This window comes from Salibacterium sp. K-3, assembly GCF_054052005.1.
The window spans coordinates 270,834-297,381 of the sequence record NZ_JBSVZE010000002.1 but is presented as its reverse complement, the minus strand read 5'-3'; the positions used below and the strand labels follow the sequence as shown (position 1 = coordinate 297,381).

Genomic DNA, 26,548 nt, shown 5'->3' with positions numbered 1-26,548 from the left:
GCCGGTAGATGCCGGAATGATAAAATTAATGTCCGCAACGGCCGATCTTGGAGATACTATGACTTTCCCGGGAGGTTATTAGTGGTCCCCGGCGTCCATTGGAAACCCCTGATTCTCCATTTTCGTTGTGTAGTGTCCGCTAAACGATGTCTTACGGACACTGTTGCAGCATCTCAGGCCAACAATCGGCTCTTTTGGATAAAAAAACGGATCCTGGGTGGTTTTTCCCAGGATCCGTTTTTTTTTATTCGACTGGTGCTTCCGCTTCGCCTTTACGGATGATTTCCCGGCGGTACGGGAAGTCCTCTTCGGATTCATCCGGGAATGGGAAGTAGTTATATTCTATACAGAGGCTGCGCTCGTACTCATTAATGACGGTACACGCCTTGCCTTTATAGGATACCTGCTGACCGATGGTGAACAAAGATTTTCCAACATCCGGTTCGGAAGACTTTTCTTCCTCTTCGTCTTCTTCTTCCTCTTCAGCGGGATCTTTTTCCTGTTCTTCTTCGTCCTCTTCATCTTCATAATTGTTTCGCAGTTCATTATCCTGCTCGTTTTCTTCCAGGTTTTCTTCGAATTCCTGATTTTCATTTTGCTGTTCGTCTGCCATCGTCTTCACCCCCTCCACAAAGTTTCCCTGTTTGTTCTTTTTTTAAGCATGGCTTTCCTGCCGGAGCGCCTGAACTTCTTCTTTCAGCGTCTCGGTATCAATCTCCTGCTCGACGTTCTTCTTGGTAATATAACCGAGAATCGACAGGATAACAGCCATTATTCCGATAAAAAGCAGGTTTATCGGTTTTAACGATAACAGACTGGACCCGAAGACGCCAAACATAATCGATCCGGGTATCGTTCCGATCGAAGTGGCAAGGATGTATTTCCAGAATTCCACCCGGGTTTTGGCGCAGATGTAAGTCAGAAGGTCAAAATTAAGGACCGGCAGCAGACGAAGGATCAGAATGGATTTAAACCCGTTTTCCTCCATCTCTTTTTGATCTTCATCAGGTTTTTCTTGCCGTTTTCCTCCAGCTCACCCCCGCCGGCAAACTTCCGGAGCGCGTAGAACGACGCTGCGGCTCCGAGGATCGTGCCGAGAATGATATACACGAGCCCGAGCACAGGCCCGAAGACGAGGCTGCATGAAACGGCGATGATGGAGAGCGGGATGAGCGTGAACGGGCGGATGATAAACGCTCCGAGAAAGATAAACGGAGCCGCTCCGTCAAGTTCTTCGACCGCCGCTTTAATGTCCTCCGGTTTGATCTGGAAAACAAGCTGGTTGGTGACGGCCAGAAGCATCGCAACACTGATGAGAATCGTGATTTTTATAATAAAACTTTTGAGCTTGCTGCTGTTCATGGATATACCTTACTTCCCACATAAATGAAAGTATTATAACATCTTTACGATACGGGAGAAAAGATATATAATCAATATCGAAAAACGATATCGGTTTTCGATATCAAAAGGGGATGGCACGTTGGATAATAAAATACTGCGGAAACTGTTTCTCGGGTTCATTCACATCCATGTTCTGTATCACGCCAAAGAAGAAGGCATTTACGGGTCATGGATGCTGGAGGAACTGCGGGAGCACGGCTATGACATCAGCGCGGGCACGCTGTATCCGATCCTTCACCAGATGGAGGCGGACGGCCTTCTGGAAAAAGAGGAACGTAATGTGGACGGCCATATCCGCAAGTATTACACCGCAACCGACAAAGGGATGGACGTGATGGAGGAAGCCCGTGCGAAAGCCTATGAATTATTCAAAGAAATCAAGTAATGGGGGAAGGAAACCGTGAAAGAGAAAAACCGGCTGCTGACACTGCTTGAGATTTTACTGACATCCCTGAAACTGGGCCTGACGTCGTTTGGGGGGCCGGTCGCGCACCTGGCTTATTTCAAGGATGAATACATCGACAGGAAGAAATGGCTGAACGACAGAACCTATGCCGATCTGATCGCCGTCTGCCAGTTTCTCCCCGGCCCGGCGAGCAGCCAGGTCGGGATTTCGATCGGGATGCTTCGCGGCGGATTCTGGGGCGGGGTTGTCTCCTGGTTCGGATTTACACTGCCGTCGGTCATCGTGCTTATCGTCTTTGCGCTGCTGTATCAGACCTTTTCGCTCGAGGACGCGGTGTTCATTCAGAGCCTGAAAGTTGTCGCGGCCGCTGTCGTGCTGCACGCACTTCTCGGCATGGGAGCCAAGCTTGCCCCTGACAGTGCGCGGCAGGCGATGGCTCTTTTTGCAGCGGTTGTGATGCTGCTGTTTCCATCGGCTTGGCTGCAGCTTCTTGTCATCGCTGCGGCGGGCGCGGCCGGCTGGACGTTATTTAAAGACAAAGCCGAATCCAATCTGGAAACGTTTGAGACAGGCCTTTCGAAAAAAACGGGACTCGTTTCGCTCTGTATTCTGGTCGCACTGCTGGTTACACTGCCGGTGTTGGCCGGGGCGGTGGACAATCCGTTCGTGCGCATCTTTGACATCTTTTTTCGTGTTGGTGCGCTCGTGTTCGGCGGCGGCCACGTTGTGCTGCCGATGATCGAGCGGGAACTTGTCCCTGAGGGGCTGCTTTCGGCTGATCAGTTTCTCGCCGGATACGGCATGGCGCAGGCGGTGCCGGGCCCGCTGTTTACATTCTCGAGTTACCTCGGTACGATCATGCAGGGCATCGGAGGAGCTGTCACCGCAACGATTGCCATTTTTCTGCCGTCGTTTCTGCTCGTCACCGCCGCACTGCCGTTTCTGAATGAGCTGCGCCGGCGCGCGTCGTTCCAGGGGGTGCTGATGGGCGTGAACGCGGGTGTCGTCGGCATTCTCGCCGCCGCGTTTTATGACCCGGTCGTGCAGAGCTCGATTTTTGACACCGCCGATTTCGCGCTCGGCCTCGTTCTGTTTGCGCTGTTGAATGTGTGGAAGGTGCCGGCCTGGATGATCGTGATTCTCGGTGTCGCCGGCGGGTATGTGCTTCACTTCGGCGGGTTCTAGTAAGGTTTTCTAGACATTTCAGAAGCCGGGTTGTCTATTATCTGAAAATAGTAGACAGCAGTTCAAGGCTGCAAGGTGAAAGTGTCTACTATTTCTATTTAATGGACACAAACCCGCGGATCATGCGCTGAAATGTCTGCTAAATAAGGATTCGAGACATATCGGTAACAAAAATGGGCAGCAAAAACATTCATACCGAAGGACTCCTGCACGGAACAGGGGTCCTTTTTTTGCATACCCCGGCCTTCCACCGGGAATAGATGAAAAAAACAGGAGAACCGATGGGACCTTTTTTTCCTATGTGTCGTATCACAGATAGAAAAACCAATAAGGGGGGAGAGCCATGGCCGGCGAAGAGTCGATAGAACTCGCCCGCACCGGAAACAAGGAAGCGTTTCATGACGTTGTGCACACGTATTACCAGACCGTGCAGCGGTTCGCCTATCAGATCGGGGTGAAGCCGGATGAAATAGATGATGTGACCCAGGAAGTCTTTCTGAAAGTATACCGGTCACTCGACAGTTATTCCGGCGGGACGTTTACGACGTGGCTGTATTCGATCACGCTGAACGCCGCCCGCGATATGATGCGGAAACAGAAACGGCAGAACCGGAAGATAGAAAAGATGAAGGAGACCACTCCGGATCATGCGTACGACACGCTGAATGTCAGCGAAGAAGCGATGGAACTCCATGACATGATTCAAAAGCTGGACGAGAAATACCGCGTGCCGCTCGTGCTTCATTATTTTCACCATCAGACGTACGCTGAAATCAGCGAAGTGACCGGCACGTCGGAATCCGGTGTAAAATCCCAGGTGATGCGGGCCAGAAAGAAGCTCAAATATGCGATAGAAAAGGAGGGAGTGTCCGATGAGTAAGTCGTTTGACGAGCGTATGAAAGAGCTGGAAGAGGGCTATGAGAACATGCCGGATTCGGTTTCGCCGGATGAGATTATTCAGGACGTGGAACAGAAGACGAAAAAGCGGACGTCCTGGAAGCGGATTTATACATTTGGCGGCACCCTTGCGGCAGCGGGCATTGCGGCACTTCTTGTGATGAGCCAGCAGAGCGCTGCACCCGGAACGGAAGGATCCGGCGACGTTCCGACAGATGAGAGAGAGGAAGAGCAAATCGAGCAGCCGGATACAGAAGCCGAGGACGCTCCGCCGGAACAGGGTGAGGAAGAGGCATCGATTCCGGAGCTGACCGAAGAGCGGGCACTCGAGGTCATGAATGCGTACAGGGAATCGTTTGAGACCCTGGTCAATGAAACAGACAGCCAGCGCGTGGAATCGTACCAAACACTGGACGAGGTCCAGCAGCATTTCGAAGACGTAATGTCGACGGATCTGGCCGAGTGGATGACGGATTCCTATTTCCGGGAAGGGGATGACGGAGTCTACGTCATTGCCAAGGATGCTCCGACCTGGCTTCAGCAAGACCAGTCGTTTGAACTGGAGCAGGAAGCCGAAGACCATGTCCGGATTGTGCAGGAACGGGATAACGAAATGCTCGGACATGTTGAAATGATTTATCACGCCGTCTATGACGGCAGCCAGTGGATCGTGGATGAGATCGAAACGAATGAACTCGACAGCGGCAATACTGCGGAAGACAACGCCGGCGAAGGCAATGAAGCCGCCGCAGCCGCTGCCCAGTCTGTCGTGGATTATCTGATCAGCCAGGATCTGACCCGGCTTTCCGAGCTCGTCCATCCGGAGGAAGGAGTTCTCTTTTCCCCGTACGTTCATGTGGACGAAAATGAGGCTCAGGTCTTCCAGCCCGACGAAATCGAAACCTTTTTCCAGGATGAACAGCAGTACACGTGGGGCACGCAGGACGGAAGCGGCCGTCCAATCGAGATGACGCCGAGCGCGTATTATGAAGAATATATTTACGACGCCGGCTTGTCTGACCCGGATGAAATCAATGTCGGAGAAACATCGCAGCGCGGCAGCATGCAGAACAACATTCAGGATGTCTTTCCGGAAGCCACCATCGTTGAATTCTACGTGGAAGGCTCCGGCGAAAGCGCGGATATGAACTGGTCCGCCCTGAATGTCGTGGTGAAACAGGACGAAAGCGGCGAATGGAAAGTCGTCGCGATCGTCAACGATGAATGGACCATTTAACCGGATAATACCAGGTGTTAGGCGCACAAAAGGGGCTGTTTCAGAGATGGAGCAGCCCTTTTTACTGTCTTTTTGGAGAAATATAGATGGAGCCGTCCTGTTCCAGTTCTGCATAGAATACATCGGACACGTTCTCCAGCCCGGCCTCTTTTATTTGTTCCAGCACTTGCTCCCGGGTGAGGCTGCATTTTTCCAAATTTCTCGTATTCCAGCGGCCGTCGGAAATGATTTCGATCGGAAGTATGGACGGCGCCTCCGGAGCAGCGGGAAGGACGTCCTTTTTGACAGCGGGACGCCGCGGTTCTTTTTTCATAACTGATAGGTTGCCGTCGGTCTCGAAAACGGCATAGGCGACATCGGACACGGCGAACGCATTTTTCTGCCGGAGCAGCGCCTTCAGGGCATTAACATCGAGACGCACGCGGCGCAGCCCTTCTTCCAGGATCTTGCCGTTCTGTATCAGGATCACCGGCTCACCTTCCATCAGATGCCGGGCCTGGCGGGAGTTCAGATCAAGAAGCCCGAACAGAATCGTCAGGGCCGCCCAGGCTGTGAGTGCCGTCAGCCCGTGCGGCAGGCTGAATGTCTCACTGGCGATCAGGTCGGCGGCAATTGAGCCTATCGCGATGCCGGAGACAAAATTGAAAAAAGTGAGCTGCCGCAGTTCCTTGCGACCCATGGCACGCGTCAGAATAAGCAGGGCAAGGAACGCGCACACGACGCGCAGAAGCACTTCGGTTACAGTCAATGGATCCCACTCCTTTTTTTCTTAGTATGGCGACGGAGGATGGTATCCATGCAGGGAAGAAGGAAGTTGTGGACATGTTCGGAGGGAAACTGTCTGTTATATCCGGGTACGACCCATTCGAAGCGGGATGAGCTGTGACATTGTCCAATATATACAGAAAGGGGACATTTTATTGAAAAAGCTGGCGGACGTGTCTCCTATGCTGAGATAGTGGACACGTCCGCCGGCGTTTTGCCCGGTATCAGTTCCCGCCTCCGCCTGAGGTGGAAGCGGCGGCACCCGCTGTCACCGCGGCAATCATGACCGTCTGCTGGGCCTGCATCATCGCTTCCATCGAATGGAACAGGCTCGTTTCCGCGATGAGACCGGCCTGTTCCATGTGATCATTCACGCAAAAACTGCCGGCGGCCAGCACGTTCATCTCTTTACTCCATTTAAAGGCTTTCGTACGGTTCAGCTGCTCTGCCATGTCATGGACTTCTCCGAGATCGATGTGTTCCTCCGGCAGCATAGCGAGCATCCCGATGACCGGGTAATACATCGGTTTTGGCTTCAGTCCGGCCTGCTTCCATTTCTCCAGCACGGATGCCGCCCGGCCTGCTGTTTGCTGCGGCTGCCCGTTACTGCCGAGGGTGAGAATATGGCTTAAAAACTGCAGGTGATTGCCGGACTTCAGTCCTTCCCGCTTCAACGCATCGTAACAGGTTTCAATTTGCGTCACCATATCATTTTCTTCTTCCATCGCCAGAAGCACAGCCAGCGGATAATCATTCGCGTCCGTTAATATGGGGTGTTCCTTTTTCATTTTCTGAAAAAGATCCATCGTCCGCACTGCGGTATCGTCGGCGGGGCGTTCGTTTTTCATGATCGTGAACGCCGCCATGTACGTAGAGGCGCCGCTTCTGAAATGGCGGTCCTTCAGAGTCTGATAGATGCGGAAAAGTTCCGGCACCGCCGCCTCTGGATCCTCCATCGTCACATCAAGCATCGCGGCCATCGTGAAACGAAGATGGGACTGCATCGAAGAAAACAACCCGGCGCGCTTTTTCAGCTCGTCGGCCAGCTGCAGAAAACGATCCGTATCCAGCTCGCGCCCGTTCATGACATACATCGACGCCGTCGTCATCAGGACAAGATTATCGAAGACTTTCCAGCGAAGCGCTTTTTTTAATGTCTGATAGTACTCGGTGTACTGTTCTATTTTAGATGAACGCAATGGTTCGACTCCTTTCGAATGTTGCTTTTCCTATATTACGGGAGGGATGCCGAAATGGTTTCATATTTTACGATAAAACGGTAATTCGTCGTCACGCAGAGCTCACCCTGCACCGTGGCGTGGCGGGACGAACACGGGCGTTCGAGGATCATAATAAAATGATTGAAGAAAAACCATAATTTTGAAACAATAAAGAGAGTTTTTCGTACCCGGGATAGGAAGGGAGAGATGATGGTGCCATTGGTACTGGGAATCGGTGTGGTTCTTCTTTCGATTTTTATCATTACGGCTTGGAGTGTAAGAAAATAAAAGGGGGGCAGGAGGCGGTGCCGTTTTTTATCGCGTGGAGCTGTTTCGTACTTGTCTTGAGCGGCTGTTTCTATTTTGACGGACTGGGGCATGCAGTGGGATCTGTCGTTTCCATGATTCTTCCTTTTGTCGATCCCCATTGGTTTCAGAATATTAAAGTTATTCAATATGCCGGAGATATACATAAAGTGCTGCTTTTCTTTCTTGTCGTGAATTGGTGTGTGGCGGTGCCGGGGCTGGTACCATATCAACCGGCAGAAGAAGAGAAGACCGCGGAAAAAGAGACCGCGGCCGGAGAGGAATAGAAAGGATGCGAGCGTTATGGAAGAAAGAGCTGGATTCGTGGACAGGCTGACGGCAACTGTGCTTGATTCATTGATTATCGGGCCTGTATTCAGCATGACTACATGGTTGATGTATGGGGAGTTTTACCGGGAAGAATGGAATATCACTGATTTTATCAGCCTGATATATCTTGTTCTCGTTCCGGTCTTCTGGCACGGCTACGTAATCGGCAAACGGCTCGTCGGGATCCGCATGGTTAAGGAATCCGGGGAGGATGTAACGCTTGGCACGATGCTGCTGCGGGTGATCGTGGCAGGGTTGATTTACGCGCTTACGCTCGGCATCGGATTCATCGTGAGTGCATTTATGGTCGGGCTCCGGGAAGACCGCAAAGCAATCCATGACTTTATTGCCGGAACGTATGTGAAAAAGGAGACAGGGAGAGGTTAAAAGTGTCCACAATCCAGCTGGATGTGGACACTTTTTTCAGAAAGCGCAGGAAAATGTCCACTATATTCAGGTAGTGGACATTTTTATCAAGATCTGAGGAAAAGTGTCTCATATCCGCGGCTTATAGACATTTTCACCGGCAAAGTGTCCGCTAAACCGCCGCATCATCCCCCGGCGGACGGATGCAGGGAGACGGCGGCGCGTTTGAAGCCGGGCATGCGGCACGCGGGGTCGAGGGTGCGGTCGATGAGACGGTTGATGTTCTGGCGCCCGCCCCAGTGCATCGGGGCAAACAGCGTGTCGCGCCGCACGTCTGCGGAGACTACGCAGCGCAGGACGGCAGTGCCGCGGCGGGATGTAAGTGTGACGAGTTCGCCGGAGCGCACCCCGTAGTCCCGCGCGGTGTCCGGGTGAACCGTGACGTACGATTCGAATTCCCGCGCGGCGAGCCGGGAGCTCCGCCGCGTCTGTTCCCCGGTTAAATAATGGCTCATCGTGCGGCCGGTGGTGAGGTAAAGCGGATACGCCGCGTCAACAGTTTCTTTCGCTCCTTCCTCCGCCGTCGGTTCGCTGAGAAAATGCGCGCGTCCGTCTTCTGTCGCGAAGGAGTCGGCGAACAGCGTTTCCGCTTGGTCCGCGTCCTCGGACGGACAGGGCCAGAACACGCCGGACTGCCGTCGGATCCGCTCATACGTGATGCCGTAGTAATCGGCTTTGCCGCCGCGGGACGCGAGCCGGAGTTCGTTGAAAATATCCTCGGCGCTGCTGTAGGAAAAATACTCTCCTTTTCCCATCACCTCTGCCACAGCCATCATGATCTGCCAGTCGTGGCGGCACTCTCCCGGCAGCTCCCGTGATGCTTCGCGCAGGGTAACGCGGCCTTCCACATTCGTAAGCGTCCCTTCATCCTCCAGGTACGAGCTCGTCGGAAGAATGACGTCCGCGTACGCCGCCGATTCGGTCATGAACATCTCCGCAGCCACCATGAAGGACACCGAGGACAAGGCACGGTGCACAAGATTGGCATTCGGGTTGGAGACGACCGGATTGGAGCCGATCAACAGCAGCGCCTGAATCTCCCCATCATCCATCCGCTCCATCATCTCGTAGGCGGACACCCCTTTTCCCGGCAGGTCTGACTCCTGAACTCCCCAAATTTCCGCCATCCAGCGGCGGTGCTCCGGGTTTTCGATTGATCGGTAGCCAGGCAGCTGGTCCGCTTTCTGTCCGTGTTCGCGGCCGCCCTGACCATTCGCCTGCCCGGTCACCGCCCCGTAGCCGCACGCGTGTTTTCCTATTTTTCCGGTCAGTAAAAGCAGATGCAGAAAGTGCCGCACGGTATCGTGGCCGTCGACCTGCTGCTCGATCCCGCGCGCGGTCAGGATCATACCGGTGGGGGCGGAGGCGAAACGGTAGGCCGCTTCTTCAATGTCCGCGGCACGAAGCCCGGTTTTCCCCGCAACCAGCTCCGCGTCCTGCAGCTGCTGCAGCAGTTCTTCATATCCATTCGTACGTTCCCGGCAGAACGCCTCGTCGTGAAGCTCATTCTTAACAATATACTGTTCCATCAGGAGCGCAAGCTGTTTATCCTGCCCGGGTTTCACTTTCAGATGAAGATCCGCCATGGCGGCGGTATCCGTGTCCCGCGGATCGATCACGATCAGAAACGAACCGTTCTGGCGCGCTTCTTCCAGATACGGAACAAACGTCGGCTGGCACTCCGCGACATTGGTTCCGGCAAGAATGATGCATTTGGCGTCCGGTATCTGATCGATGCGGTTCGTGAACCCGCGGTCGAGTCCGAATGTTTTCGTACCGGCGGACGCGGCCGATGACATGCAGAAACGGCCGTTGTAGTCGACGTATTTCGTGCCGAGGCCGACACGGGCGAGTTTACCGAGCAGGTACGCTTCTTCATTCGTGAGCGAGCCGCCGCCGTACAGCGACACCGCGTCTTTGCCATGGGCCTCCTGCAGCCCGCGGAAGTTTTTCCCGATAAGATCAAGCGCTTCGTCCCAGCCGGCTTTCTGAAATGCTCCGTCCACTTTGATGAGCGGGGTGGTGATCCGTTCGGCGTGAACCGCATGCTGGTACGCGTTTTTTCCTTTGACGCAGAGCCGTCCTTTCGTCGTCGGATTGTCGACTCCGATCGTCCGGTAACGCAGGCGGCTGCCCTGTTTTTCTTCCAGTACCTTCTTTTTGCACTGCATGCTGCAGAATGGACACTGGGTGTGATAAACTGTTTCTTCGGCCGCGGTCTGCTGCCGCTGTCGGAATGTCGCCAGCATTTGTTCACTCATCTGTCTTCCTCCTCCTGAAAAATTACGCCTGCAGCACGCCGTCCTCCGACGCGGCCGTATCCATATGGGCTTCCAGCATACCGGCAAGCGGGGCGCTGTCTTCATCCAGCAGCGTTTCCCGGATGACAGCCGGGGAAAGCCGCACGGCCCAGTCGGCAAATCGTTCGCCGTAAAACGCGGTTTCACGGTAATACTGCAGAACCGCCTTCAGCATCTCCTCGAGATCAGGCACCGGACCGGCATAGATAATCATCCGGCCGCCGGCGCCTTCTGCATGCATTTCCCACATGTCCTTTTTCCAGACGACCGCCAGTTCATGCCGGGACAATTCCTCTGGAAAACCGGACGTGCTCCGGATCGTAAACGAAGCCGGAAACGATAGGGGAAAGAGCTTCTCTTCCAGCCGGATGAGCATGGTCTGCTGCGGCGCGGCTTCCAGCGTGAACGGAAGCAGGCGCGCACCGGGCTGGACGAAACGAGGGACGGCTGTTTTTTGGCAGACCTCGTTCACCCTGTTCTCCGGCACACCGGCAAGACGCAGGCGGGCATCCGTTTCGAATGTCAGCCGGGCGCCGGGGATCTCCCGCTGCTGCTCCATCCAGCGCTGCATCGCTTCCGTTGCATCCCCGGCGCGGAGCGGCAGCGAGGTGACGGAAAGACTTCCGTCCCCGTCGGCCGTGATCCACGGCGCTTTCTCCCATGCTGCGCGTCCTGTCAGCGAAAAGTAATAAGAAAGCGCCGGCCGGCACGTGGCACAGCCGCTGCCGTGCCAGTCCGGGGACCGGTATACGTCGCCGGTGTGCCGCCACATACCGGAAAAAATCCGGTGCCGTACGGTTTCTTCTTCAAGCTCCGTACAGGAGCAGAATACGTTCGGAGCCGCCTGCTCCCGGCACTGGTCAAACACCTGCAGCAAACCTTTCACATCGTTGGCACAGCCGCCGCAGGACGTGGAAGCCCTGGTATCTTCCTGGATCGTGGCGGTGTCGGCTTTTTCGGTACAGGCGATATGACGCAGAATCGTCTGTTTGTTCACCTGGTTGCACTTGCAGATCGTCGTCTCCGGCGCGCACTGCACAAGCTTCTGCTGCTTTCCTTCCCCGGAAAAGAGGTGCTTTTTTTCGTTCGCAGAAAGGGGCTTCTGATTCCGGATCCTGTCCGAGATGTCGTCGGCCGTGGCGGTGTCGCCGAAAAGCACCGCGCCCTGGATTGCGTCGCGTGTCATGACGACTTTCTGGTACAGCGGCCGGGTGCTGTCCGCCTGCACAAGCGCGTGGCTGTCCACGGTTTCCTCCATCGAACCGGCGGTGAACAGATCGATGCCGGCGATTTTGAGATGGCTGTACGACGCGGAACCCTGGTAGGGGGCGGGATTTTTTCCCACAAGATGAAGGGCGGCGGTCTCTGCCTGCTCGTATACCGGCGGCACGAGCCCGTACGTCATGCCGTTATGCTCGGCGCATTCTCCGACGGCATACACCCCCGGAGCGCTCGTCTGCATGAAATCATCGACAAGGATTCCGCGCCCGGCAGCGATGCCGCTTTTTTCGGAAGGTCCGGTGTTCGGCCGGATCCCCGCGGCAAACAGCACGGTTTCAGCCTGCAGCGCTGTACCGTTTTCCAGAATCACGCCATCGGCCTCACTGCCTCCCGTCACTTCCTGAACAGACGTGTTAAAATGAAACGAGATCCCGTGATTCTCCAGTTCCCGCTGCAGATAAAGGGAGGCCGTCTCGTCGAGCTGCGGCGTCAACAGGGTCCCGCCGCGCTGCACGACCTCAACGGCCGTTCCCGCCTTTGCCATGCCGTACGCCGCTTCCAGTCCGAGAAAACCGCCTCCGACTATCGCCGCCCGTCCGTCGCGGGAGGCGGTCTTTTTCAGCAGCCGCGCATCCTCAAGGCTCCGGAACGTATGCACGTTTTCCTTTTCATCCCCTGGTATGTTCAAACGCACCGGGGACGCCCCGGTGGCAAGCACTGCTTTATCATAATGACAGGCATCCCCGTTTTCGGTAAAAACAATTTTCTGCTTCGGATCAATCTTAGTGACGTGCGCTCCGGTGTGAAGGGTGATCCCGTTTTCGTCGTACCACGTGCGAGTATGAGGGTACAGCGCCGTCTCCTCGTGCTCCTGCTGGAGGTAGCTCGACAGCTTGATCCGATTGTACGGCAGAAACGGCTCCTCTCCGAACGAGTGAATCTCAAACGCACCCGGCGCCTCGGACACCACGGTCTCCATCAAGCGCAGGCTGCTCATCCCGGTTCCAATCACAATCAAACGCTGTCTCATGCTCTTCCTCCTCTCTGTCTCCATTTTTACGAAAAATGCACCAGCCATCCATCTTTTCGATAGGAAATGTCACAACCTTTTTTATAAAATGAAAAAACGAAACAGAAAGCGCATTTTCTCAAGCGGAGAGAAATAAAACCGTGGAAGAGGTGCAAGTTTCATGTGCGGTCGCTTTACGTTAACACTTCCCCTGCAGGACATCGAGCAGCGGTTTCATATCGATTCGACGACCATCCAGAATTATCACCTCGGTTACAATATTGCCCCTGGCCAGAATATTGCTGCTGTTATTTCAGACGGCCGGATTCGACGTCTCGGTACATTGAAGTGGGGACTGGTGCCATTTTGGGCGTTCTTGCAAATTAACTGCTGGCAGGGGAAGACTCATTAACGCTCTCCTTCAATTCTTGTTTACTCTATTCCTGTGTGGATATTCGATGACAACGTTGATAACAGTTAAAGTTATATGGTTTTGTGTTTTCTTCAATTTTTTCAGTCTGAAATCCATGTTTCGATAGATAAGTTAATAGACTAGGCAAATGGTCAGCTGTATTTTGTTTATCATGCATAAGAATAATTGGTGTCACTCCTGCATTTACTAATTCTTCTATTTGTCCAATAACTTTATCTAAATATTGCTCACTGGATAAGGACCAATCTCTGCTGTCAACATTCCAATCCCACAATTTAAAACCATTGCTGACTAAAACCTCCCGATATGATTTAGTTAAATACGGAACACTGCCATAAGGTGTCCGAATCAGATTGGACCTGACTCCTGTAATTTGTTGAAGTGTCTTCTGTGCGGCAGTTATTTCTTTAAGAGCAGATTGTTCAGATTTATAAAAGTGGTTTATGTCGTGGGTCACACCGTGTAAACCCACAGCATGATCTTGCTCTACGATTTTGTCTACAACTTCTGGTAATTCCCTCATAGAAGGTTCCAGCATAAAAAAGGTTGCCTTGGCGTTAAATTGGTGTAAAGTATCTAAAATATCTGTGGTTGCTGAAGTAGGACCGTCATCAAAGGTTAAGTAGACAGTCTTTTTTTCTATATTTTTTTCCTGTGACCTATCAGATTCAGTTCTTTGTGAATCGGATGAGCCTTTATATTCCGAATATATCTTAGATGATTCGTTATCAGGTTCTGTCTCCGTACTACAGGCATTAAAAATAACCAAACAGCCGAGGAAAATAAATAGTATGAGCTTTTTCATATAAAGACCTCTATTTCATTTATTAATCTTGTAGACAGATTAATAACGTGGGATAAAGACGAAATGAAAATGAAATGGATTTGAGCTAAAGATTTGATAAAATGAAAAAAGCCATCCAATTTATTGACTTATAAAGTCAGAAAATTGGATAGCCTGCATTTCGTAGAGATCTTTGGGCGGGCCCCTAAAACATTCAGCTAAAAATACCTTGTTTTTCTGATTCTTCTTTGTATTCTTTAATCCCTTTCACAATGGAAGCGGCAACACGTGATTGAAAATCGTCCGTACGCATTTTGGATTCGTTCGCGGAATTCGTCAGAAAACCTACTTCAAGCAAAGCTGCCGGCATTTCTGTATCCCTTACGACAAAAAGATCTTTCTTCTTGATTCCTCTATCCCTGAATTCGGTAGCTTTAACCACATGTTTCTGTAAAATCTGAGCAAACTGCCGGGAAGTCTTGTGATAATGATACGTTTCGGTACCTGAAACATTGGGATCGGAAAAAGTGTTACCGTGAATAGATATAAATACATCCGCGTTTTTTCTATTGGCGTATTTGGGCCTTTCTCGGCTTTCTTGGGAAATAAAGCTGTCATTTGTTCTCGTCATGAAAACTTCCATTTCCGGTTCCTGTTCCAGCCGTTTTTCCACTTTTTTCGATAAACTTAACGTAAAACTCTTTTCATATTGGCCGCTGGCGCCGGTTGCCCCGCTATCTCTCCCGCCATGTCCCGGATCGATTACCACCTTAAAGGCTGTGTTTTTGTCTTCACTGTTATTGCTGCCATTGGCATTAATATTATTATCGTTGTCCGAATTGCCGGAGCAAGCCGATAATAATAGAACGGGAAATAAAAGCAATGTAACAACCAACATATTTCGTGTCCTGTGATTTATCCTATTTTTCTGTTGAAATACCATCTTTCATCTATCCTTTCTTTTTCAAAGCTGCGTTTTAAAGATTAATAGATAGATGTAAAGATTAGGTGCATATAAGGTCAATACCTTATAAAAAATTTGTAACCTGATGGAATCGGTTTTGTGGTCACTCCATACAAAAAAGCCGTCCGTTCAATTCTATTGAACGGACGGCTTATATGCTTAATAAAATTTGCTACTCTTTTTTATTCAAATAGAAGTAAAACAGCACGCCTTTTTCTGTATTCGTTACACCATATTGCACACCATGCAATTCCAAGATATTTTTTGAAATAGCAAGCCCCAATCCCGTACTGCCTTCTGAACGGAGACGAGACGTATCTCCACGATAAAAACGATCCCATATTTTTTCTACATGTTCTTCTGCAATAGGAGCCCCGTTGTTTTCGACACATACTTTAACAAGTTCCCGTTCACTCTTAGTAGAAATAATAATGTTTTTATCTTCCGGGGTGTGGCGAATCGCATTGGTAATGAAATTCGTAACAACCTGTTCTATGCGATGCTGATTTGCAACGACCCTTGTCCCGGAAAGGTGTTTATGCACATGTAATTGCTTGTCAGCGATATCTAAAGATAATTGTTCGCAAATATACTCGATGACTTGATCAATATAGAAGACATCCATTTCCATTTTGTACGTGCCGGATTCAAATTTTGCCAATTCGAGCATTTCGACAATAAGCATGTCCATTTTATCGACTTCGTTTGCCATTGCGTTAAAATAATAATCTTTTTTATCCTTAGCGACATCATCTTCTAAAATAGAGATACAGCTCTTCAATATACTTAAAGGTGTCTTTAATTCATGTGACACACCGGAAATAAATTCTTTACGTGTATGTTCCAGTTGTTTTTCCTTCTCTATATCCTCCTGCAATTGATTAATATGCGAATGCAGCGTGGTAGAGAGGCTGTTAATATTGTGTGATAACGTACCAATTTCATCCTTTGACTTGACAGGTATGGTCTCGGAAAAATCCAAATTGGCAATTCGGCTTGTCGTATCGTTGATCTGCAGCAATGGTTTGGCGATTTTTTTCGAATAATAAAAGGACGCCAGAATAATAAGGAGCAATACAAATATAATTAGGTATATATAATAATCTTCCAACATTTGCACAGCTTCATCAATTGGCTGTAATGATGTCATAGCAAAAATATAAGAAGTTTCACCATTCGCATCTTTCATCGGCTCGATGAATATTTTGTACTGAATATCATTTTTCTCATAATCCATTGTTTTCGCACGGTTATTATAATTATCATTAAATAGCAGCTTTACTTGAAATTGTTTGATTTGTTCGATAAACACACGATTTGTGTAAATAGTTGAACGTACGGTTCCTACAGGTGATTGTAATTTCTTAATGTTTCCCGTTAAATATACCTGCGAGTCTCTTGCTCCAACGGGGTCTGTTTCAGTATTGTTTCCATATAACTCTTCCGAGAGCAGCTTATTCTCTAATCCAAAATTCCCGTTCCGTCTAGTTATTATGGTAGGAACTACTGTATTATCTGCTATTATCCCATCTATCGTAATACGCTTTCCCTGTTCTAAATGAAACTTTATCCTTTCTAAGTCCTCTAAGCCGATAAAACTGTACAAAGGGATAGTAATATCACGATTAGCGAGGTTCTTATTCAGAGAAGCATCTGTATGAATTGTCACAGAAAAATCATTTGTGTATTTCATATTTCCTGCACTATCTAACGTTGTAATCCACGTCGAATGTTCCTGATAGAAATTCTGTTCCAGCCTTTTAATTTCCTGTACATTTTCCCCGGCCTTCAAGTATTTCTTCTTAAAAGATTCAATACTCGTTTTAATGTCATTTACCTCTTGTGCTGCATAATATTGCTTGAAAAATACCGTTTGTCCAATATATATCGTTGCAAGAATAAGCATACACAATAATGTTGTCAGCAAAAATAATTTTAATACAATGCCTTTTTTCATGTTTTTCCCTCGAATTTATAGCCAGCCCGAATAACGGTGACAATACAATTTGCTTTAGCGCCTATTTTATGCCTCAAATTGCGGATGTGACTATTGATTGTACGATCATCACCGTCAAACTCATAGCCCCAGATTTTAGTGATAAGTTGTTCCCTAGTAATAATAATCCCTTGATTTTGCATTAAATAGGTTAATATTTCAAATTCCGTGTATGTCAGACTGATTCTTTCTCCATCTACAGTCACTATCCGTGTAGAAAAGTGGACATGGATACCATTACTGATTAAAGTTTCTTCATCAGGTAATTTACCTGCCCGGGCATACCGGCTATCCATTAATCGTTTCACTCTTGCCAGTAATATTGGCGGACTGTATGGCTTTGTGACATAATCATCAGCGCCTAATTCAAAACCCAGCAGTGTATCATCTTCATCCGTACGTGCTGTCAGCATAATAATCGCCACATCGGAAGTTTTGCGGATTTTTCTGCAAACGGACCATCCATCTACCTCCGGCAGCATAATATCCAAAATAATTAAATGGACATCATGTTCTTCAAAAATAGCTAAAGCTTCATTCCCATCTGCTGCTTCTAATACTTCATATCCTTCATTCAATAAATAATCCTTAACTATTTCACGTAAAATGGCTTCATCTTCTACAATTAATATTGTTTTTTGCATTTGTCTCCCCCACAATACCTAAATGATTACTACCTAAAAAGATAGCATAGTGATGTAAAGATTAGATAAAGATGCGGCTTTTCGCTGTTTCGTGTGAAAAAAGGAATCTATGCTCCCCTCGCTGGTCTATGATTTGTTGTTAATAGTGGTTATCTCAGATGCCGGGTGAATTGTCAAAGGGAACTCGATCGATCCATTCTTGTAGATGAGCAAGTTGCAGCATGTTACACAGTGTTTTTAGTTCATCCGTCCTCCTGAACACCTCCTGTCTGTAACAAACGTTTGAAATGTTTATAGGTATCAAAACAAAAAGGCTTAGGCTATTCTTCTGAAATGTAGTCTAAGCTTTTTTCATGGCTTTTCCAAGAAAGCGCCTGCTGTCCTTATTCCACAAATGTCCCTAAGATGGCAATTCGGATGCTGTCTTTATTCCAGAACAGCTCCCGTTTGCTGCAAACCGTAGTTTTGAAACAAAAATTAGATTAACATTAGCGGTACCAACTTGAGTCAAAATCCAATTCAAATATTAGCGACGTAAAAGCTCCTTTATAATTTTTCTCATTCTTTATTTCATATCAATCTCTTCTTCACCTAATCTTTATTCCCCTCTTTTAACCTTTGTAGTGAAAGGGATCTTTGGATTCCCTTAGGACCATATTTTATTGAGATCATTACAGAAAGGGGAGTTTACGCCTTGAGCTCTGAGCCATAATCCATGTTTGTTAACTATCTATTTTGCGAAGAGTAGGGAAAACCAGCAAGTCTTAATCAACATACAGGAGGTATCTATCGATATGAAGAAAAAAATATTTCTTAGTTTGCTTATGATCATTTTTGCTATATCTGCTGCAGCCTGTGGTGATCAACAAAATGAAAAGAACAACGTAAGTCAAGGTGAAAATCAAAATGAAAGTCAAAATGAAAGTCAAAACGATTCTTCGCAAGGGGAGAACCAGGATTTATCGTTTTACGATAACAGCTTGTTTTATGGAGATTCCATTTTTAAAGGGCTATCCGATGACTTAGATGATGACCATGTGATTAGTAGTGCGGGGGGCACCACTCAATTTGCCATGGAAAATGTCAATAAAATTGTAGACCAAGCACCTGAAAGTATCTATATTCTGCTGGGATCGAATGACCTCCTCATGCCTGTTGACCATCCTGTGGAACATTCGATGAAGTATTACAAGAAATTCATCAAAAAAATAAAGAAGAAATTGCCGGATACGAAGATTCATGTTTTATCGGTAACGCCCGTGACCCAAGCTGCTTTAGAGAATGAACCGCGTTATAAAAATATCCCGAAATATAATAAAAGACTTCAAAAGATGGCATCACAGGTAAAGGTTGATTACATTGATTTATCTCCACTAACTGAAAAGCACCAGAATTTACATGCTGAAAATGGTGTGCATTACAAATCGAAATTTGATTCTCTTTTATTAAGCTATATCCAAAAACAATGAAGGGGGTGCATTATCATGAGGCATAAACAACCAATGGTTAACAACCCTCCCGAAGAGATAAAAGGTCGTTATATGCCGGGATTAGATGGGATAAGAGCAATTGCTGTATGTGCAGTGATTGCTTTCCATTTTGGTTTTGCATGGGCACCTGGCGGATTTTTGGGTGTTGGCGTATTTTTTGTTTTATCCGGGTACTTGATTACGGACATTTTGATGAGGCAATGGAAAAACAAAGGGAAAATCGATCTGAAAGATTTTTGGCTGCGCCGTGCTCGCCGCCTGCTGCCGGGGTTGTTTCTTTTATTAATCGTGGTAGGAGGATGGATGGTCGTCTTTCACTTTTCCCGATTTGTCGATATTTGGGGGCATTGGTTGGCTTCGTTTCTTTATGTATCGAATTGGTGGTACATTGGCACGGATGTTGGTTATTTTGCTCAATTCAGTGAGCCTACTCCTTTGTTACATCTTTGGTCTCTGGCTGTAGAGGAGCAGTTTTATCTATTATGGCCATTTATCCTTATATTAGGGTTCACCTTTATGCCAAAGCGTAAGTGGTTAATTGGGACAATTGTTCTTTTGGCCTTTGCTTCTGCCCTAAATATGGCTCTTCTTCACCAACCGGGATTAATGGATACAAGCCGGGTTTATTACGGTACCGACACGCGTGCGTTTTCCTTATTGATTGGGGCAGCTCTGGCATTATGCTTGCCCAGCCACAAACTTACGGGACATATAGCTAATTACAAACCTTTGCGCTTCGCTTTGGACATCGTTGGGATTGCTGGCGTCGTGTGCTTGATTTGGATGTTTGGGCAGATTAATCAATATGAAACTTTTCTTTACAGGGGCGGAATGGTGATTCAGTGTATCGCAACAACAGCCATCATCGCCGCTGCGGTTCATCCTTCGACTTGGATCGGTCGTGTGCTGGGATTTGGGCCGCTTCGTTGGCTGGGTGTTCGTTCATATGGCATCTATATCTGGCATTACCCGATTCTAGTGTTGACTTTCTCGGCTACAGCAGCGGAAAATCTGTCCATACTTCAGATCATTATACAACTGGCCGCTGTTATCGTGATTGCTGCCGTTTCCTGGCGATTTGTTGAAAAACCAATCCGTTACAAAGTGAAAAAGGGAATAGGGAAGACAAATAGCCGTTCCAAAGATGTTTCAGGATCAACAGGATGATAAAAGAGTCACGGAAACGATTCGTAGATGGAGGGGCTGGATATCCATTCCTATTTCTTCAAGTTGTTTGTATTGTCCAATTTCCTTTGCAAGTACCTCTACCAGATATATCGGCTCCAGTTTACTGCTGCTGTACAAAGCCCCACGTGTTTGGGGCCTCTTGTATCGTGAAAAATGCACCCTTTGTATTGATGGTAAATAATCTGTCATAATCTTCCTCAGTAATATCAACCTGAATCCGTGATAAAGAGGGTTATTGTTGCTTTCCAGAGGTGGCCGTGAAATAGGGAAAGACGTTGTTCACGTGTATGCTGAACCATGCGTGAAGCAAATAAAATCATGTGCTGGATAACCGTCTTTAACCGCTGGACCCAGAACCGGATGTGTGTGCTGCTGCCGGGTGAGCCGGAATTGTTTTTCATACCAGGCCACTTTCGCTTCCAGCTCCGCGTTTTTGGTTTCAAACGTGCGGGCTCGTGTTTCCCATTCTACTGTTGTTGCCGGGGTATCATTCGTTGGTTTTGTCCTGAAACAAAATCCCGTTCCTCCCGTCCAAAGGTGTAGAACAAAAAAAAGTACGAAAAGAGGGGGAGAAGACATGGTAAAAAAGACAGGTCTGGTCCTGCTTGGCGTTGTCCTGCTTTTGGCGTCTGCCTGCAGCAATGAAGAATCTACTGACAGTCAGGCGCAGCGCTCGTCGGAAGGTTCGGCGGGAGGAACGGCGGACACGGAGCAGTCTACGGCCGATCAGGCATCGGATCAAGCGTCCAATAGTGCACAGGAAGACACGGCGCAGGAAGACGCCGCGTCGGAGCGGATGGTGATTCACAGTGGAAGTTTGACGCTTGAAGTGGAAGAATACGACGCGGCCCGGTCGGATATTGAGACGCAGGTGGAGGAGATGGGCGGCTACATCGTCGAATCCAGCGTACAGAGCTCCGGAGACGGGGCACGGGAGGGATCGATGTCGGTACGGATTCCCCAGGAGCAGTTCTCCACTTTCATGACGGATATGGAAGGAGTCGGCACCACGGTGCTGCATCGTTCCACCCAGGGCGAAGACGTCACCGAAGAATACGTCGATCTCGAATCACGGCTGCGCTCCAAAGAAACCCAGGAAGAGCGGCTGACGGCATTTATGGAAGAAGCCGGGAACACCGACGCCCTCCTGCAGATCTCGGAAGACCTGTCCGCGGTGCAGGAGGAAATCGAACAGCTGAAAGGGCGGATGAATTACCTGGAAAACCACACCGCCAACGCCACCGTCGACATCACCCTGCAGGAACGCGGATCTTCATCGCTGCCGAGCGGGGAAGACCTGAACACATGGGAACGATCCACGCAGCTCTTCACGCGGACCCTGAACGGAATCGTCTCCGCCGCATCCGGCATCGCCGTCTTTCTCATCGGCCTGTCACCGGTGCTCGTGCCGCTGCTGCTTCTCGCAGCAGGTGTTGCTTTCTTCTATAGAAAAAGGAGAAAACATGAAGAGTAAAACGTATATCATATACCTATGCATGGGGCTTCTTATTGCCGGCTGCGGTAAGGAAACGGAAAACGTTCAAGAAATGAAAACGAGCAGCGTGGAAGCTTCTGGTTTCTCATTGGAAGTGAATGCTCCCGTCTCCGTAGAAGCAGGAGAAACGATGCAGGTGAAAGCCGTGTTAACGTATCATGGCAACGAGGAGATCGACCTTTATTACGGAGAACCTATTATAGAGTTGTCTTATTCCGGGGAGCAGGGAAAAAAAGAAAGAAATGATGTAGGCGTACAATCTACTTGGCAGCCTGGCGATAAAAAGGTAGTAAAAGAAACCTTTGACGTCGAAAAAACGGTAACGGGGGAGGTCTCCGCCTCCACGACCTCTCTCAAGGTAAATGGTGAATATATAGAAGGAAAAGGGAATGAAGAGGCTGTAACAGATGATATGGGAGAGATACCTGAAAACGCCGCCCAAAGTAAATTGCGGGTGGAGGCTGTAGAATTAGAAGCGCGATAAAAACAGGCAGATTGCATCTAGAAGAAGGAGAAACTCATCATGCATTCATTTAAAGTTTTTACAGCTTCAATATTTATTTTGTTATTTGTTGCTTGTAATAATGATGAAGCTTCTAATAGGTATGTAGAATCCATAGAGTCACATGGATGGGAAGTCAAAAAAACCCTTGCCGAGAATGAACCTTCAAATTTTGAAAAACATGAGGAATTACAGGATGGTTTTGAAGCAGTTGGTTTTAACTTCGATGGTTATTCAATGGAAGATATATCGATAAGTCGCTACGAGGTAACATTTCAATGTACTTCTTTTAACTTTCAGAATGAATTATCAGCAGGTGTTCTCCATACAGAAAAGAAAATCATAGATAGTTATATTAAAAACAATGAAGCAACACCAGGCCTATCAAAAATGGTGAATAAGGAGAAATATGTAAATGAACATTGCAATTAATGTAACGACTGTATTACGAGTGAATTCTGTAGAAATAAAAGTGGGATAAGAACAGGCTGAGCCGCCATAGTCTATCCTGCCGGGAGTGAAGAGAGTTGTATAACTATGTAGCAATATTTTGTGCCATTGCTGGTGTTGTTCTATTAACCATCGTGGATACAATCTGGTCACTGCCGGTTATGGTGGCAGGGGTTGTTTTTAGTGTGGTGAGTATAAAAAAGGGAAAGCGCGTGTTCGGTACTATTTTATTAGTGGTAAACAGTATATTTCTAGTAATAAACGCGATCGTGTTTCTCCTTATCTTAGCCGGAGAACTGTATATGGAGTTGTTTTATTAACCAACCGGATTATCCTTTATAATCTTCAGTTTTTTTAGGTTTCATCCCTTGTCGCATTTGGTATCAATGTAATTATCTCAATCTTTTAAATGGTTAACAGGAAGGGGGCTCTCCAGCTCTCTAAAATGATCTCTTCCATTCAAGAACTTCGATGCTGCTTTTCTTGTCTTGTCTTGTCTTTTTCCGGCGGTTCGGGACATTTTTTACTGAGAAATGTCTCGAACCGGAGTTTTACAGACATATTGCTGGCTGATACGGCTGAAGTGTCCAGTAAAAAATGTTACCGGACATATCGTATAGAAAACCGATAAAAGTGTCTGCAAACCCCATTTTAGAGACATTATGCCGGCGACAATGTCTCTAACCTGTACACTTTCTGCCCACATGGTAAAATGTGCCCTCCAGCGTCATTCTAAAATGCTCTTTTGGCATTCCAGAACTGGATTGTACTCTTTACACACCAGCTGATATGCAAAATTTCGTCCGCCTCCTGTGATTGTGCACCGTAGAGAGACCGCTCCGCACCCGGTGACCTCCGGCGGGTGGACGCATGGATCTCATGGGTACTGTTGATCGGAGGCTGAAGCACTGGGGGCGGTGGCCAAGTGTCTTCTTGTTTACATATATAGTAAGTGGTACGGGGATGGATTTTGGATTTGAATTGAATTTTTAGAGAATAATAATTACTATGTATATTAAACATTAATGATTAGATCGTTCTGTGTGTTATGCAATTTCGTTCAGACATAGAAATGAAATGGATTTTATTTGATGGAACAGGGTGCCAATCAGAATGATAGCTGCTCGTTGTTCAGTGCTTCCACACCTTGCGTGATCGGAACGTTCGCGTTCATGAACAGGATGAAATGATTCCATGTCACAGGTGAGTTACACTGAGGGGAGAGGTCGACTCGTAAAAATCAATGGTGTGAAAAAGTGGGGGTAACAAATGATTGCTAAGACGGAAGAGGATTTTAATGGACTGAAAGAGATCGGTAAAATCTGCGGGGGGATCCGCGATGAATTGGTTTCCCGCGCCCAACCCGGCATCACGACCAAAGAGCTGGATGATATAGCCGGAGATCTTTTCAAAAAAGCAGGAGCGCTGTCGGCGCCGAAAGACGAATACGATTTTCCGGGGTACGGGTGCATCAGTGTGAACGAAGAAGTGGCGCACGGCATCCCGTCCGAACGCGTAATTCAGGAAGGCGATCTCGTGAATGTCGATATTTCAGGCTCAAAAAACGGGTATTTCGCGGATACCGGCGTCTCTTTTGTTGTAGGGGACGGGGAAGAGATGCTGCAGAGGTTATGTGACACGGCCCGGGAAGCTTTTGACGCGGGACTGGAAAAAGCAAAACCAGGGTCGAAAAAAAACGGAATCGGAAGAGTGGTCAACAAAACAGCGAGACAGCAGGGCTTCACTGTTATTAAAAATCTGACGGGACACGGGGTCGGACGATCGATTCACGAAGAACCGGAACACATATTTAACTTCTTCTCGCGCTGGGATGACGAACTGCTGACGGACGGTATGGTTATCGCGTTTGAGCCTTTTATTTCCACCCATGAAGAAGAAGTATATCAATCAGATGATGGATGGACTTTTTTAACAGATGAAAGCTTTGTGGCACAATACGAACACACCATTATCCTTACAAAGGAAGGTCCGGTTATTACGACGTTATAGAAACATCTGCGTGATAAAGACGCCGAAGGGGAGGATGAGGATGTCGATACGTACAGTGGGAATTTTCCTGTTTAACGAAGTGGAAGTCCTGGATTTTGCCGGACCGTTTGAAGTTTTTTCATTGGCAGCTTTCCCTGATTCTGACCGTAACGCATTTGATGTGAAAACCGTTTCGGAAGATGGCAGCATGATTTCCACCAGAAATGGGCTGAAGGTGATGCCGGATTACAGTTTTGATAATCACCCCGCCTTCGATATTGTCATTGTGCCGGGAGGATACGGGGCGGAAGCCGTTGAAATCGATAACCCCAGCGTTATCGAGTGGATCCAGAAGCAGCAATCCAAGGCAGAAATGATGATATCTGTCTGCACAGGCGCCCTTCTCCTTGCCAAAGCGGGAATCCTGGATGGGAAAAGGGCCGTTACACACTGGATGGACGCGCACAGGATGGAAAAAGAGTTTCCTGCCGTATCGGTCGTGCGTGACGTGAAGTACGTGGATGAAGGGGCCGTTATTACGTCCGGCGGTATTTCAGCAGGAATGGATATGTCCTTCCACGTCCTTTCCCGCCTTCACGGGAAACCGGCTGCGGAAAAAACAGCCAAGAGAATGGAATACGATATAGAGATATAGCGGCTTTTTTTCAATAAATATATCTCCATACCCTTTCCCATCAGCAGTTATGCAGCTTCAGAAAGGTCATTGACTTTTTCCAGGAGGGTTGAAACAATTGGAAGTAGATACCATCTGGAAAAGGATGAAACGTATGAATCTGACACTGATGCTGACGGTCATGACGGCGGTGCACCAGGGTATGGGCCGTGTGTTGGCAGGGAAAGAACGGCAAACGGTTGGGGATACGTCCGGAAAGCGGATTTATTATACAGGACTCACGGTGTTATTGGTGACGAGCTTTTTCATCCACGTTTCGCTGGAAAAAATGGATGATCCCGTCTTCTGGACGCTGTTTCTTATCGCCCTGCTTTTGTATCAGGCGGCCATGGAGCGGATCTATCTCCAGGAGCCGAAATATTACATAGCCTCCCTGCTGACACTTGCCATCGGTCTGTTGTACATTCAGTTTTTTGTGCTGTAGACGATATCCAGCATACAGAATGAAGCCCCATCCCTGCTGTAACGGCGGAATGGGACTTTGTGTTGTGTTCAAAAACTTGACCCTGCCGGCATTATCTTTCTTTTATCGTTCGTTCCTTTTTGTAAATGTGGTAGTCAATGGTTAAGAAGGGCAGGTGAAATATCGTCATGCGGTGATGGGCCAGTAATGTTCCTTTTTCCCTTTCTTTGAGATGAAAACGTTCGTGTATAGGCAATGCAACTAAGTGATGTTTCACAGCCAGATAAATACCCGGACCAGATTTTCTTTGTTGGCTTTCACTGGTTAACATTAATTCGTTTCCCGATTGGTTAAGTTCTAAAATCCCCGTCATTGCAGAAAAAGGAAGCGGAAGGGAAATGTTCATAAACGTCAGGCCTTCTTCCTGATGCGAAGAATATAAAGCGACAAACGTTACGTCTTCGTTTATTTTGCGGACCCATGCCCTTGTACGATATCTTCCGTCTAACGCATCCTTCACTGAAAATATGTCGCCGGTCATTTCTACCTGTTTTCGTGACAGGGGAAGATTGATTTGTTTAACGTATCGGCTGATCAACCGGTACACGACGGCAAATGGTTTGAACCATGTATGCCATGTCACCTCAGCAAATAACCTGTAATCATTGGTATTTTCATAAAAATCGATAATCACAGGAGATAGTGTCCGGGTACCGTTTGATCTGTTATATGTAATAGAAAGACCGCCAAAGATGCAGGAACACAAAGAAACGGCAGATATTTTGCCATCCAGCTCTTATCCTTTTTCG

At 48.2% G+C, this 26,548-nt stretch carries 27 protein-coding genes; 15 read left to right on the top strand and 12 right to left on the bottom strand.

The genetic code is table 11. The features are described from left to right. Window positions 1-244 precede the first annotated feature (244 nt). Genes ACW9JV_RS13590 through ACW9JV_RS13580 form a run of 3 tightly spaced genes read right to left on the bottom strand, consistent with a single transcriptional unit; the run spans window position 245 to window position 1,362 of the window. Window positions 245-613, bottom strand: coding sequence for a hypothetical protein (locus ACW9JV_RS13590; RefSeq protein WP_457335339.1), 369 nt, complete (start codon window positions 611-613; stop codon window positions 245-247). 42 nt (window positions 614-655) lie between these two features. Further along, window positions 656-988: a TVP38/TMEM64 family protein gene (locus tag ACW9JV_RS13585; RefSeq protein WP_457335337.1), complete on the bottom strand. Its 333-nt coding sequence runs from the start codon at window positions 986-988 to the stop codon at window positions 656-658. Beyond that, the gene (locus tag ACW9JV_RS13580) at window positions 958-1,362 is read right to left on the bottom strand and encodes a hypothetical protein (protein ID WP_457335335.1); all 405 of its coding nucleotides are present in this window, start codon (window positions 1,360-1,362) and stop codon (window positions 958-960) included. The genes ACW9JV_RS13585 and ACW9JV_RS13580 overlap by 31 nt, the downstream gene beginning before the upstream one ends. A 121-nt stretch (window positions 1,363-1,483) precedes the next feature. On the opposite strand from ACW9JV_RS13580, the gene ACW9JV_RS13575 reads away from it, so the two are divergent. From ACW9JV_RS13575 to ACW9JV_RS13560, 4 genes are all read left to right on the top strand, one after another. After that, a complete protein-coding gene (locus tag ACW9JV_RS13575; RefSeq protein WP_457335333.1) occupies window positions 1,484-1,789 on the top strand; it encodes a PadR family transcriptional regulator in 306 nt (101 codons plus the stop codon). Between the two features lie 15 nt (window positions 1,790-1,804). After that, entirely contained in the window at window positions 1,805-2,995 is a 1,191-nt protein-coding gene (gene chrA / locus ACW9JV_RS13570; RefSeq protein ID WP_457335331.1) for a chromate efflux transporter, read from the top strand. A 343-nt stretch (window positions 2,996-3,338) separates the two neighbouring features. Next, window positions 3,339-3,875: an RNA polymerase sigma factor gene (locus ACW9JV_RS13565; protein ID WP_457335329.1), complete on the top strand. Its 537-nt coding sequence runs from the start codon at window positions 3,339-3,341 to the stop codon at window positions 3,873-3,875. Continuing rightward, window positions 3,868-5,130: a hypothetical protein gene (locus ACW9JV_RS13560; RefSeq protein ID WP_457335327.1), complete on the top strand. Its 1,263-nt coding sequence runs from the start codon at window positions 3,868-3,870 to the stop codon at window positions 5,128-5,130. Before ACW9JV_RS13565 ends, ACW9JV_RS13560 begins: the two co-directional genes overlap by 8 nt. Before the next feature lie 61 nt (window positions 5,131-5,191). Here ACW9JV_RS13560 and ACW9JV_RS13555 read toward each other — a convergent pair whose 3' ends face one another. Together ACW9JV_RS13555 and ACW9JV_RS13550 are read right to left on the bottom strand one after the other, a co-directional pair. Next, window positions 5,192-5,878, bottom strand: coding sequence for a DUF421 domain-containing protein (locus tag ACW9JV_RS13555; protein WP_457335325.1), 687 nt, complete (start codon window positions 5,876-5,878; stop codon window positions 5,192-5,194). A gap of 241 nt (window positions 5,879-6,119) precedes the next feature. Further along, window positions 6,120-7,094, bottom strand: a complete 975-nt coding sequence (locus ACW9JV_RS13550) for a DUF4003 family protein (RefSeq protein WP_457335323.1) — start codon at window positions 7,092-7,094, stop codon at window positions 6,120-6,122. A 326-nt stretch (window positions 7,095-7,420) separates the two neighbouring features. Here ACW9JV_RS13550 and ACW9JV_RS13545 point away from each other — a divergent pair, with 326 nt between their 5' ends. Continuing rightward, window positions 7,421-7,708, top strand: coding sequence for a hypothetical protein (locus ACW9JV_RS13545; protein WP_457335321.1), 288 nt, complete (start codon window positions 7,421-7,423; stop codon window positions 7,706-7,708). Window positions 7,709-7,724: 16 nt separating this feature from the next. Beyond that, complete coding sequence (locus tag ACW9JV_RS13540) at window positions 7,725-8,138, top strand: RDD family protein (protein ID WP_457335319.1); 414 nt, start codon at window positions 7,725-7,727, stop codon at window positions 8,136-8,138. Between the two features lie 164 nt (window positions 8,139-8,302). On the opposite strand, the gene nasC is transcribed toward ACW9JV_RS13540, so the two are convergent. Further along, the gene (gene nasC / locus ACW9JV_RS13535; protein ID WP_457335317.1) at window positions 8,303-10,438 is read right to left on the bottom strand and encodes an assimilatory nitrate reductase catalytic subunit NasC; all 2,136 of its coding nucleotides are present in this window, start codon (window positions 10,436-10,438) and stop codon (window positions 8,303-8,305) included. Window positions 10,439-10,460: 22 nt separating this feature from the next. Continuing rightward, entirely contained in the window at window positions 10,461-12,728 is a 2,268-nt protein-coding gene (locus tag ACW9JV_RS13530; RefSeq protein WP_457335315.1) for an FAD-dependent oxidoreductase, read from the bottom strand. Window positions 12,729-12,888: 160 nt separating this feature from the next. Here ACW9JV_RS13530 and ACW9JV_RS13525 point away from each other — a divergent pair, with 160 nt between their 5' ends. Then, window positions 12,889-13,119, top strand: coding sequence for an SOS response-associated peptidase family protein (locus ACW9JV_RS13525; RefSeq protein WP_457335313.1), 231 nt, complete (start codon window positions 12,889-12,891; stop codon window positions 13,117-13,119). A gap of 25 nt (window positions 13,120-13,144) precedes the next feature. Here the strand turns inward: ACW9JV_RS13525 and ACW9JV_RS13520 are convergent, their stop codons facing one another. The 4 genes from ACW9JV_RS13520 to ACW9JV_RS13505 all read right to left on the bottom strand — a co-directional run bounded on the left by ACW9JV_RS13520 (window position 13,145) and on the right by ACW9JV_RS13505 (window position 17,528). Continuing rightward, window positions 13,145-13,945: a polysaccharide deacetylase family protein gene (locus ACW9JV_RS13520; protein ID WP_457335311.1), complete on the bottom strand. Its 801-nt coding sequence runs from the start codon at window positions 13,943-13,945 to the stop codon at window positions 13,145-13,147. Between the two features lie 193 nt (window positions 13,946-14,138). Continuing rightward, on the bottom strand, window positions 14,139-14,822 hold the full coding sequence (locus ACW9JV_RS13515) for an N-acetylmuramoyl-L-alanine amidase family protein (protein WP_457335309.1): 684 nt from the start codon (window positions 14,820-14,822) through the stop codon (window positions 14,139-14,141). Between the two features lie 238 nt (window positions 14,823-15,060). Then, window positions 15,061-16,845, bottom strand: coding sequence for an ATP-binding protein (locus ACW9JV_RS13510; RefSeq protein ID WP_457335307.1), 1,785 nt, complete (start codon window positions 16,843-16,845; stop codon window positions 15,061-15,063). Beyond that, window positions 16,842-17,528: a response regulator transcription factor gene (locus ACW9JV_RS13505; protein WP_457335305.1), complete on the bottom strand. Its 687-nt coding sequence runs from the start codon at window positions 17,526-17,528 to the stop codon at window positions 16,842-16,844. Before ACW9JV_RS13505 ends, ACW9JV_RS13510 begins: the two co-directional genes overlap by 4 nt. 794 nt (window positions 17,529-18,322) lie before the next feature. Here ACW9JV_RS13505 and ACW9JV_RS13500 point away from each other — a divergent pair. The 8 genes from ACW9JV_RS13500 to ACW9JV_RS13465 all read left to right on the top strand — a co-directional run bounded on the left by ACW9JV_RS13500 (window position 18,323) and on the right by ACW9JV_RS13465 (window position 25,760). Continuing rightward, the gene (locus tag ACW9JV_RS13500; RefSeq protein WP_457335303.1) at window positions 18,323-18,997 is read left to right on the top strand and encodes a GDSL-type esterase/lipase family protein; all 675 of its coding nucleotides are present in this window, start codon (window positions 18,323-18,325) and stop codon (window positions 18,995-18,997) included. A 15-nt stretch (window positions 18,998-19,012) separates the two neighbouring features. Further along, window positions 19,013-20,185: an acyltransferase family protein gene (locus tag ACW9JV_RS13495; protein WP_457335301.1), complete on the top strand. Its 1,173-nt coding sequence runs from the start codon at window positions 19,013-19,015 to the stop codon at window positions 20,183-20,185. 598 nt (window positions 20,186-20,783) lie between these two features. After that, window positions 20,784-21,680, top strand: coding sequence for a DUF4349 domain-containing protein (locus tag ACW9JV_RS13490; protein ID WP_457335299.1), 897 nt, complete (start codon window positions 20,784-20,786; stop codon window positions 21,678-21,680). Continuing rightward, window positions 21,670-22,185 (top strand): hypothetical protein, encoded by a 516-nt coding sequence (locus ACW9JV_RS13485; protein WP_457335297.1) that lies wholly within the window; start codon window positions 21,670-21,672, stop codon window positions 22,183-22,185. The genes ACW9JV_RS13490 and ACW9JV_RS13485 overlap by 11 nt, the downstream gene beginning before the upstream one ends. 39 nt (window positions 22,186-22,224) lie before the next feature. Further along, window positions 22,225-22,635, top strand: coding sequence for a hypothetical protein (locus tag ACW9JV_RS13480; RefSeq protein WP_457335295.1), 411 nt, complete (start codon window positions 22,225-22,227; stop codon window positions 22,633-22,635). Window positions 22,636-23,922: 1,287 nt separating this feature from the next. Continuing rightward, window positions 23,923-24,663 carry a type I methionyl aminopeptidase gene (gene map, locus ACW9JV_RS13475; protein ID WP_457335293.1) on the top strand — a complete coding sequence of 247 codons (741 nt, stop codon included), beginning with the start codon at window positions 23,923-23,925 and terminating at the stop codon, window positions 24,661-24,663. 40 nt (window positions 24,664-24,703) lie between these two features. Then, a complete protein-coding gene (locus ACW9JV_RS13470) occupies window positions 24,704-25,297 on the top strand; it encodes a DJ-1/PfpI family protein (RefSeq protein WP_457335291.1) in 594 nt (197 codons plus the stop codon). A 97-nt stretch (window positions 25,298-25,394) separates the two neighbouring features. Continuing rightward, entirely contained in the window at window positions 25,395-25,760 is a 366-nt protein-coding gene (locus tag ACW9JV_RS13465; protein ID WP_457335289.1) for a DUF4181 domain-containing protein, read from the top strand. Between the two features lie 91 nt (window positions 25,761-25,851). Here the strand turns inward: ACW9JV_RS13465 and ACW9JV_RS13460 are convergent, their stop codons facing one another. Next, entirely contained in the window at window positions 25,852-26,433 is a 582-nt protein-coding gene (locus ACW9JV_RS13460) for a hypothetical protein (protein ID WP_457335287.1), read from the bottom strand. Between the last annotated feature and the right edge of the window lie 115 nt (window positions 26,434-26,548).

Coding starts and splice junctions, on each gene's coding strand:
- ACW9JV_RS13590 (WP_457335339.1), bottom strand. CDS start 613: ATGGCAGACGAACAGCAAAATGAAAATCAGGAATTCGAAGAAAACCTG.
- ACW9JV_RS13585 (WP_457335337.1), bottom strand. CDS start 988: ATGGAGGAAAACGGGTTTAAATCCATTCTGATCCTTCGTCTGCTGCCG.
- ACW9JV_RS13580 (WP_457335335.1), bottom strand. CDS start 1,362: ATGAACAGCAGCAAGCTCAAAAGTTTTATTATAAAAATCACGATTCTC.
- ACW9JV_RS13565 (WP_457335329.1), top strand. CDS start 3,339: ATGGCCGGCGAAGAGTCGATAGAACTCGCCCGCACCGGAAACAAGGAA.
- ACW9JV_RS13560 (WP_457335327.1), top strand. CDS start 3,868: ATGAGTAAGTCGTTTGACGAGCGTATGAAAGAGCTGGAAGAGGGCTAT.
- ACW9JV_RS13540 (WP_457335319.1), top strand. CDS start 7,725: ATGGAAGAAAGAGCTGGATTCGTGGACAGGCTGACGGCAACTGTGCTT.
- nasC (WP_457335317.1), bottom strand. CDS start 10,438: ATGAGTGAACAAATGCTGGCGACATTCCGACAGCGGCAGCAGACCGCG.
- ACW9JV_RS13530 (WP_457335315.1), bottom strand. CDS start 12,728: ATGAGACAGCGTTTGATTGTGATTGGAACCGGGATGAGCAGCCTGCGC.
- ACW9JV_RS13525 (WP_457335313.1), top strand. CDS start 12,889: ATGTGCGGTCGCTTTACGTTAACACTTCCCCTGCAGGACATCGAGCAG.
- ACW9JV_RS13520 (WP_457335311.1), bottom strand. CDS start 13,945: ATGAAAAAGCTCATACTATTTATTTTCCTCGGCTGTTTGGTTATTTTT.
- ACW9JV_RS13515 (WP_457335309.1), bottom strand. CDS start 14,822: ATGTTGGTTGTTACATTGCTTTTATTTCCCGTTCTATTATTATCGGCT.
- ACW9JV_RS13510 (WP_457335307.1), bottom strand. CDS start 16,845: ATGAAAAAAGGCATTGTATTAAAATTATTTTTGCTGACAACATTATTG.
- ACW9JV_RS13505 (WP_457335305.1), bottom strand. CDS start 17,528: ATGCAAAAAACAATATTAATTGTAGAAGATGAAGCCATTTTACGTGAA.
- ACW9JV_RS13500 (WP_457335303.1), top strand. CDS start 18,323: ATGAAGAAAAAAATATTTCTTAGTTTGCTTATGATCATTTTTGCTATA.
- ACW9JV_RS13495 (WP_457335301.1), top strand. CDS start 19,013: ATGAGGCATAAACAACCAATGGTTAACAACCCTCCCGAAGAGATAAAA.
- ACW9JV_RS13490 (WP_457335299.1), top strand. CDS start 20,784: ATGGTAAAAAAGACAGGTCTGGTCCTGCTTGGCGTTGTCCTGCTTTTG.
- ACW9JV_RS13485 (WP_457335297.1), top strand. CDS start 21,670: ATGAAGAGTAAAACGTATATCATATACCTATGCATGGGGCTTCTTATT.
- ACW9JV_RS13480 (WP_457335295.1), top strand. CDS start 22,225: ATGCATTCATTTAAAGTTTTTACAGCTTCAATATTTATTTTGTTATTT.
- map (WP_457335293.1), top strand. CDS start 23,923: ATGATTGCTAAGACGGAAGAGGATTTTAATGGACTGAAAGAGATCGGT.
- ACW9JV_RS13470 (WP_457335291.1), top strand. CDS start 24,704: ATGTCGATACGTACAGTGGGAATTTTCCTGTTTAACGAAGTGGAAGTC.